Below are 8,329 nucleotides of genomic sequence, written 5' to 3'. Positions count from 1 at the left end.
GCCAGGGCCCAGGGGGCGTTCTCGTCGATATACTTGTTGGCCCGCTGGATGACCTTAAAGACCTCGTCCAATGCCTTGTGGGGGGCGAAGGTATCCATGGCGGCCTGGTATTTTTCCCGGAGGCCGGAGGCCATGGTGATGAGCTCCGTGTCGAAGGACTCGGGAGCGTCCCAGGTGCGGCAGCCCTCCGGCAGCTGACCGCCGAAGTACTTTCCTACCATGGCGGTGGTGCGGGAGACCAGGTTGCCCAGGTCGTTGGCAAGGTCGGTGTTGATGGTCTGGATCAGCAGCTCGTTGCTAAAGTTGCCGTCGGAGCCGAAGGGGAAGGTGCGCATCAGGAAGAAGCGCAGGGCGTCCACGCCGAACTTCTCCGCCAGGATATAGGGATCCACCACGTTGCCCTTGGACTTAGACATCTTGCCGCCGTCCAGCAGCAGCCAGCCGTGGCCGAAGACGTGCTTGGGCAACGGCATTTCCATGCTCATGAGCATGGCGGGCCAGATGATGGAGTGGAACCGGACGATCTCCTTGCCCACGATGTGGACGTCGGCGGGCCAGTACTTGTCGTAATCGTGGTACTTGTCGTTGAAGAGGCCCAGAGCAGTGGTGTAGTTGAAGAGGGCGTCCACCCACACGTACACCACGTGGCCGGGGTCAAAGTCCACAGGCACGCCCCAGGTAAAGCTGGTACGGGAGACGCACAGGTCCTCCAGGCCGGGATCGATGAAGTTTTTCACCATCTCGTTGACGCGGCTGCGGGGCTGGAGGAAGTCGGTGTTCTCCAGCAGGTCCCGGATCCGGTCGGCGTACTTGGACAGGCGGAAGAAATAGGCTTCCTCCTCGGCGTCCTGGACCTCCCGGCCGCAGTCGGGGCACTTGCCGTCCACCAGCTGGCTCTCCGTCCAGAAGGACTCGCAGGGCTTGCAGTACTTGCCCTTGTAGGTGCCCTTGTAGATATCGCCCTTTTCGTACATCTTCCGGAAGATCTTCTGGATGGAGGCGACATGGTAATCGTCGGTGGTGCGGATGAAGCGGTCGTTGGAGATGTTCATCAGCTTCCACAGGTCCTTGACGCCCTGGGGACCCTCCACGATGCGGTCCACGAATTCCTTGGGGGTGACGCCGGCCTCGGTGGCCTTGTCCTCGATCTTCTGGCCGTGCTCGTCGGTGCCGGTGAGGAACATGACGTCATAGCCCTGCAGGCGCTTGTAGCGGGCCAGGGCGTCGGTGGCCACGGTGCAGTAGGTATGGCCGATGTGGAGCTTGTCGGAGGGGTAGTAAATGGGGGTTGTGATATAGAATTTCTGCTGTTCCATGAGGTTTCTCCTTTTTCACGGCGGCTCCGAATGGAAGAGCGCCGGTATTGACACAACTATTCATTATAATCGACCTTTTATCCGATTACAATGCGCCGGAGGAAAAAATCCGCAAAATACGGCCTTATTCCTGCTGTTTTTCCTCCGCCAGGGATCCGTGGCGCAGCCAGCGGCCGGAGAGATAGTAGGCCACCGTGGCGGCAAAGCCCACCGCCCAGCCCACGCCGAAGCCGTAGTACATGTACATGGGGCCGAAGTAGGCTGCCATCAGGTATACGGAGGGCACCCGCAGCAAGATCAAAGACAGGATGGTGTTCACCATGGGAAAGACGCTCTCCCCCGCCCCCCGCATGGCGTTGTTGAGGGTGAAGAACACGGCAAAGAGGGCGTAGAAGGGCATGATGCCCCGCAGATACGCCGCCCCGGCGTCGATGACGGCGGGGGTCTGGGAGAAGATGGAGATGAAGAACGGTCCGCAGGGGATCAGAAGGGCCGTCATGGCCAACGACCACACCACCGCCGATCCCACCGTCACCCGGACGCCCCGCCGGGCCCGGTCCAGGCGTTTGGCGCCGATGTTCTGGCCCACGAAGGCGGTGACGGCGTTGGAGAGGCTCTGCACCGGCAAAAAGGCCAGCTGATCCAGCCGGTAGCCCACGTTGTACCCGGCGGTATAGGCCTCCCCGTAGGAGTTGACCTTGCTCATGATGACCATGGACCCCACCGCCACCAGGGACATCTGGATGCCCGCCGGGAGGCCGATGCCCATGATCTGGCGGAAGAGTTCCCGGTCGAACCGGCGGCAGAAGGGGCGGATGCGGATCTGGGGATAGCGGCGGTTGATGAAAAAGATGCCGAAGAGCCAGGAAAAGGCCTGGGAGATGATGGTGCCCAGAGCCACCCCCAGCACCCCCATGTCCGCCCACAGCACCAGGGCAAAATCCAGGAAAATATTCATGACGGCGGCGATGGAGAGGAAGAGCAGCGTGGAGCGGCTGTTGCCAAGGCCTCCCAGAATGCCGGCGTTGAGGTTGTAGCCGATGGTGCCCATGAGTCCCGCGCATACCACCATGAGATACACCCAGGCCTCGTGGTAGGCGCTCTCGTCCACCCGCAGCAGCCACAGCATGGGCTTCACCGCCAGCAGGGCAGCCAGCGTCACGGGAACGGCGGCACAGACGAAGGAGGTGTAGATGGTGTCCACTGCGTCCCGGACCCGGTCCATGCGTCCGGCGCCGTAAAACTGGGCGATGACCACGGTGCCGCCGTTGGAGAGACCCATGAAGAGGGACGTGAACATGAAGATCACCGGGAAGCCCACGCCCACCGCCGCCAGGGCGGAGTCCCCCACGTACTTGCCCACCACAAAGCTGTCCACCATGTTGTAGAGCTGCTGCAGAAAGCTCCCCGCCAGCAGCGGCAGGGCAAAATAGAAGATGTGTCCGGCGGGAGAACCCACGGTCATGTTCCGCAGTCCGCTTTTTGATTGTGCCATGTTTCCCGCCTCCTTTTTTCTCCATCAGGGGCTGTCCGCCCTTACTTCATACTGTACACGCTTTTGGGCCCGGGGGCAATCTTGTTTTTCCCGGGAAAATCGGATAAAATCAAAAAAAGAAACCCAACCGCCTGCGGGCGGAGACTATTTTTCAAAGGAGAACCACCCATGAAACTGGTGTCCTGGAACGTCAATGGCCTGCGGGCCTGCCTGGGGAAGGGCTTTCTGGATTTCTGCGCCCAGGCGGACGCGGATATCATCTGCCTGCAGGAGACGAAGATGCGCCCGGAGCAGGCGGATTTCGACCTGCCCGGCTATCACCGCTACTGGAACAGCGCCGACAAGGCCGGCTACTCCGGCACGGCGGTCTTTACCAAGACGGAGCCCCTGGCTGTCACCTACGACTTCGGGGACGATGAGCACCGCCACGAGGGGCGCATCATCACCGCCGAGTACCCGGCGTTCTACCTGGTGTGCTGCTACACCCCCAACTCCCAGGAGGGCCTCAAGCGCCTGGACTACCGGATGCACTGGGAGGACGACCTGCGCGCCTACCTCATGGAGCTGGACGCCAAGAAGCCCGTGGTGTACTGCGGGGATCTCAACGTGGCCCATGAGGAGATCGATATTAAAAACCCCAAGACCAACCGCCGCAACGCCGGCTTTACCGACGAGGAGCGTGCCAAGATGACGGAGCTTCTGGGGAGCGGCTTTGTGGATACCTTCCGGGCATTGTACCCGGAGGTCACCGGGGTGTACTCCTGGTGGAGCTACCGCTTCAACGCCCGGAAGAACAACGCCGGGTGGCGCATCGACTATTTTATTGTCTCCGAGCGCCTGCGGGACAAGGTGGCGGAGGCAGGGATCCTCACGGACGTGCTGGGGTCCGACCACTGCCCGGTGACGCTGGAGCTGGATATCTGAAAACTGCCCCCCAACGGGAGAAGCAAAAGAGACGCCGTGACAGGCGTCTCTTTTTCGTGCTTTTGGGGCAAAAGCCCGTTATTCTTCCTTGGGACACAGCACCGGCCGGGCCAGCCAAACCTTCACAGCCGCCGCCAGGGAGAAGCCGAAGAGGGCCCACAGCCCGCAGGCAGTGACAGAACGGGAGAAGGCGCACCATGCAAAGGCCAGCAGACAGGCTCCGTCCGCCGCCGCCATCACCGCCGAGCGCCACAGCTCCCCCAGACCCAACAGCGCCGCATCCCGGAAAGTCTCGGTCCAGGAGCCGTCCCGGATGCACAGCACCGGGAGGAGCCACTGAGCCACAATGGCCCACACCGCCGTCACCAGCAGCAGCGGCCCCGTTGGGAAAAAGGCGTTTGTGAGCTGCTCCGTCACCACGATGCGCCAGGCGCCGCCCAGCACCGCGCCCACCGCCAGCACCGGCAGCCACACGGTGGTGGCAGTCTTCCAGCGCTGCCGCCAGCCCCGGAAAAAGGCGCCCGGAGCCTGGTCAAAGGTGACCCGGTCAAAGAGCACGGTGTAAAGCCCCGCCGCTGCGGCCCCTGCCGTCACCACCGGAAGAGAGCACACCAGCCACAAAAGGTTCCCTACCGCCAGCAGGGCGATCCGCCCTGCCGTCTGCATCACCGGCGAGGTGTCCGCCGCCGTGTCCACCACTTTTTTCCAAAGGCTTCCCCGTTTTTTCAAGGCGACGCCCTCCTTTGCCGGGGATGCGCCCCGGTTCCTGAATTTCTTCCAGTATAGGAGACGCCGGGGGCCCTTGTCAACGCGGAAGTGTGGGAAATAAGATGTAAACGGTTGCATAAATTGTCGAAATATATAAAATCTATGTTAAGTTTATGGGAAAATATAATAAAATTGCCAAAAAGCCCTTGATTTCTTTCGCTACAAATGGTACCGTTAATTTGTACACAGGCAGGGTGATCAGGCCCTGCCCCGTTTGTGGAAGATTTTTTTGTAAGCGCTTACATCGGGCTGTAAAGGGGAGGCTCGTATGAACCCCACCATTTATGATGTATCCCGGCTCTCCGGGGTATCCACCGCCACCATCTCCCGGGCGTTTTCCGAGCCGGAGAAGGTGCGGGAGGGCACCCGGCGCAAGGTCTATGAGGCGGCGGCGGCCCTGCACTACTCCCCCAACGCCATCGCCCGGGCTATGGCCCGGCAGCGGACGGACAAGATCGCCTTTCTCATCTGCAAGAAGGGCGCCACCATTCTCGACGAGTTCTACGCCAGCATCTGCGAGGGCATCATGCGGGAGACCAACGGCTCGGACTACCTGCTGCTGATCTCCACGGCGGAGGACTGGAGCCAGGCCTCCGCTACCGCCCAGAGCAAACAGGTGGAGGGCGTGATCCTGGGCGGCGACGCCCAGGCGGAGCTGGTAAGCGAGTTCCAGAGCAAGAATGTGGCGGTGGTGCTGGTGAACAACCGCATGGCGGGATTTGACCTTCCCTGCGTGGTCTCCGACGAGCGGGGCGGCGTGCGCCAGGCGGTGGAGCACCTGATGGAGCGGGGACACCGGCGCATCGGGATGCTGGCGGGCCGGTTTGCTCCCTATATTACCGGAGAGCGGTACAGCGCGTTTCTGGAGGTCATGGAGGACCACGGGCTGCCGGTGCGGGACGAGGACATCAAGCTGTGCAATCCCAATGTTTCGGATGCCACCCAGACAGCCCTGGAGCTGCTGGACCGGCCGGACCGGCCCTCGGCCGTCTTTGCGGCCAACGACATCATCGCCGCTGCTACGCTCAAAGCCGCTGCCCGGCTGCACCTGCGGGTGCCGGAGGATCTGGCGGTGGTGGGATACGACGATTCCACCGCCTGCGCCCTGACGGAGCCGGAGCTCACCAGCGTCCATATCGACTGCCGCCAAATGGGACTGCTTTGTGTGGAGCGGCTCAAGGCGGTGCTCTGCGGGGAGGAGCACGTCCCCCGGCTGACGGTGGTGCCCACCCGGCTGGTGGTGCGGCGCTCCAGTTGAGATCCTGATTTTACAAAATTTTACATGGTTTTTTCCGGGACACGATGGTCCCTTTTACAGAAGACCGTTATACTCAGCAGGTCGGAATTCGGCTTTTTAGGAGGATGTTCGCATGAAAAGAAAGAGGATCTTGAGTACGGCGGCAAAAGGGGTAGGCTGCGCGGTGCTGCTCTTTATCTCCCTTTTCCCCATCTACTGGCTGGTGGCCATGGCCATCCGTCCTACGGAGGAAATGCAGGGACACATTTCCCTCATTCCCGGCTCTCTGACGCTGGAGCATTTTGTTTCCCTCTTTACGGATAAGGGCTTTGGGCAGGCTACCATCAACAGCCTTCAGACCACCAGTGCCTCACTGGTGATCTCCCTGATCGTGGGCATCTGCGCGGCGTATATCATTGCCCGCCAGCGCTTTCGCTTCGGGCTCAAGCGTCCCATGACCTACTGGGTGCTGCTGGTGCGTGTGCTGCCCCCCGTGGCCTTCACCATCCCGCTGTACACCATGTTCAGCAAGATCGGCATTCTCAACACGAAGCTGCCGGTGGTCCTGGCCTGCGTGCTCATCAATGTGCCCCTGATCATCTGGTTCCTCATCAGCTTCTTCCGGGATCTGCCGGAGGAAATTGAGGAGAGCGCCAAGGTGGACGGCGCCACAGAGTGGCAGCTGTTCTGCCGGATTGTGCTGCCCCTGGTGGCCCCCGGCATCGCGGCGGTGGCCATGCTCTCGTTCATGTATGCCTGGAACGAGTACACTTACACCGTCATCTTCACCCGCAGCCCCTCCAACTACACGGTGCCCCTGGCCCTGTCTGTCCTCAACACGGAGGATAACCTCACCAACTTCGGCCTGGTGGCCGCCGGCGGCGTTATTTCCGTGATCCCCATTACCCTGTTTGTGATCTTTGCACAGAACTACTTGATCTCCGGTTTGTCAAGCGGCGCTGTCAAAGAGTAACAAAATAGATTCCCGGCGATTTCGGCATCCCTGAAGGAAAGAAGAGTTCCCACAAAAAAAGACTAGGAGGAAATGAAAATGAAGAAACTGCTTGCACTGCTCCTGGCCCTTGGCATGACGCTGTCCCTGGCTGCCTGCGGCGGCGGTGATTCCACGGATACCGGTGGTGAAGGAGGCGGCGGCTCCGGCGAACCCACCAAGATGACGCTGATTCTGCGTGGCGGCGCCTACGGCGAGGTCCTGGAAAAATGCCTGCCTGCCTTCGAAGAAGAGCACAATGTGGATATCGAAGTGCTGCTGATGTCTTTCGATGATCTGCACACCGGCATTGCGCTGGACGCCGTGAACGCTGAGGGTACCTATGACCTGTGCATGGTGGACGGCTCCTGGATGGCTGAGTTCACCGCCAACGGCGTCCTGGCCAACCTCACCGAGATGGGCTACAGCTTTGACAAGGACATCATCCCCGCCACCACCACCATCTGCAAGGTGGGCGAGGACGTGTACCTGGCTCCCTACTACGGCAACGTCACCGTCATGATGTACAACAAGCAGCTGCTCTCCGATGCCGGCTACGCTCCCGAGGATATCGACAGCTTTGCCGACATCATGGACGTGGCTCAGAAGACCAAGGCTGCCGATTCCAGCAAGAACGGCTTCCTGATCCGCGGCGGCAGCGCCGACAACATCCTCTCCGACTTCCTGCCTCACCTGGTGGTCCATGGCGGCTGGGTCGTGGATGAAAACAACCAGCCCACCGTGGATACCCCCGAGTTCAAGGCCGCCATGGAGGAATACCTGGCCCTGTACGAGCTGGGCAGCACTCTGGATAAGGACGACATCGTGGCCTCCGTCACCGCCGGCGAGACCGCCATGGCCCAGATCTGGCCCGGCTGGTACGTGCCCACCGCCGACGGCCCCGCCAACTACACCACCATCCCCACCAAGCTCACCGACGACTCTGATCCTGTGGACGCCGTGGCCCTGCAGGGCGTGTGGTGCATCGGCATCCCCAACAACGCTCCCCACAAGGATCTGGCCCTGGAGCTGCTGGAATACGTGATGAGCCCCGAGGTCCAGAAGGCTTCCATTGAAAACGGCGGCGTGCCCTGCCGTTACTCCAGCCTGCTGGATGAGACTGTCCTGCAGACCTATCCCCACCTGGAGACCGTCTGCGGCGCTCTGGAGACCGGCGTATACCGTCCTGTCATTGAGGAGTGGACCGAGTTCACCAACATCCTGGGCACTGAGATGGATAACATCATCCAGGGTACCAAGACCATCGATGAGGGCCTTGCTTATGCCCAGAGCCAGCTGGAGGATCTGATGGCCGGCTGACGCGATTTTTCCCAGCGATAACTCAGCATATCGGGCGGCCGGGACGCCGCATGGCGTCCCGGCCCCATTCCAAAGCGGCCCGGACCTCCGGGTGAAACCTCTCCAAATTGTGAGGTCGTCATCATGAAGAATAATGGCATTGTAAAATTGAATAGCGCCCAGGCGGCTACCAAACGCTTCGGGATCGGCATGCTCACTCCCACCCTGGTGGTGCTGCTGGTCATGACTGCCTATCCCCTGATTTTCACATTTGTATACAGCTTTACCGACTACAACTA

General features: G+C 60.8%; 7 protein-coding genes. 4 read left to right on the top strand and 3 right to left on the bottom strand.

Translation table 11 applies throughout. The features are described from left to right. The coding region (gene metG / locus ACT67G_RS11250; protein WP_443664294.1) for a methionine--tRNA ligase at positions 1-1,316 on the bottom strand (1,316 nt) is incomplete at its 3' end. A 124-nt stretch (positions 1,317-1,440) separates the two neighbouring features. Beyond that, the gene (locus tag ACT67G_RS11245) at positions 1,441-2,811 is read right to left on the bottom strand and encodes an MATE family efflux transporter (RefSeq protein WP_325244146.1); all 1,371 of its coding nucleotides are present in this window, start codon (positions 2,809-2,811) and stop codon (positions 1,441-1,443) included. A 168-nt stretch (positions 2,812-2,979) separates the two neighbouring features. On the opposite strand from ACT67G_RS11245, the gene ACT67G_RS11240 reads away from it, so the two are divergent. After that, complete coding sequence (locus tag ACT67G_RS11240; RefSeq protein WP_443664293.1) at positions 2,980-3,735, top strand: exodeoxyribonuclease III; 756 nt, start codon at positions 2,980-2,982, stop codon at positions 3,733-3,735. A gap of 78 nt (positions 3,736-3,813) precedes the next feature. Here ACT67G_RS11240 and ACT67G_RS11235 read toward each other — a convergent pair whose 3' ends face one another. Then, positions 3,814-4,464 carry a DUF624 domain-containing protein gene (locus ACT67G_RS11235; protein WP_325245916.1) on the bottom strand — a complete coding sequence of 217 codons (651 nt, stop codon included), beginning with the start codon at positions 4,462-4,464 and terminating at the stop codon, positions 3,814-3,816. A gap of 307 nt (positions 4,465-4,771) precedes the next feature. On the opposite strand from ACT67G_RS11235, the gene ACT67G_RS11230 reads away from it, so the two are divergent. The 3 genes from ACT67G_RS11230 to ACT67G_RS11220 all read left to right on the top strand — a co-directional run bounded on the left by ACT67G_RS11230 (position 4,772) and on the right by ACT67G_RS11220 (position 8,051). Further along, entirely contained in the window at positions 4,772-5,761 is a 990-nt protein-coding gene (locus ACT67G_RS11230) for a LacI family DNA-binding transcriptional regulator (RefSeq protein ID WP_325245918.1), read from the top strand. 112 nt (positions 5,762-5,873) lie between these two features. After that, positions 5,874-6,713 (top strand): carbohydrate ABC transporter permease, encoded by an 840-nt coding sequence (locus tag ACT67G_RS11225; protein ID WP_325245920.1) that lies wholly within the window; start codon positions 5,874-5,876, stop codon positions 6,711-6,713. Between the two features lie 78 nt (positions 6,714-6,791). Further along, positions 6,792-8,051 (top strand): extracellular solute-binding protein, encoded by a 1,260-nt coding sequence (locus ACT67G_RS11220; RefSeq protein ID WP_443664292.1) that lies wholly within the window; start codon positions 6,792-6,794, stop codon positions 8,049-8,051. Positions 8,052-8,329: the final 278 nt, after the last annotated feature.

It is taken from the genome of Dysosmobacter sp. (assembly GCF_052306735.1).
GTDB lineage: Bacteria > Bacillota > Clostridia > Oscillospirales > Oscillospiraceae > Oscillibacter.
Note: the sequence above shows the minus strand (reverse complement) of the source record. Positions and strands in the feature narration are given on the sequence as shown.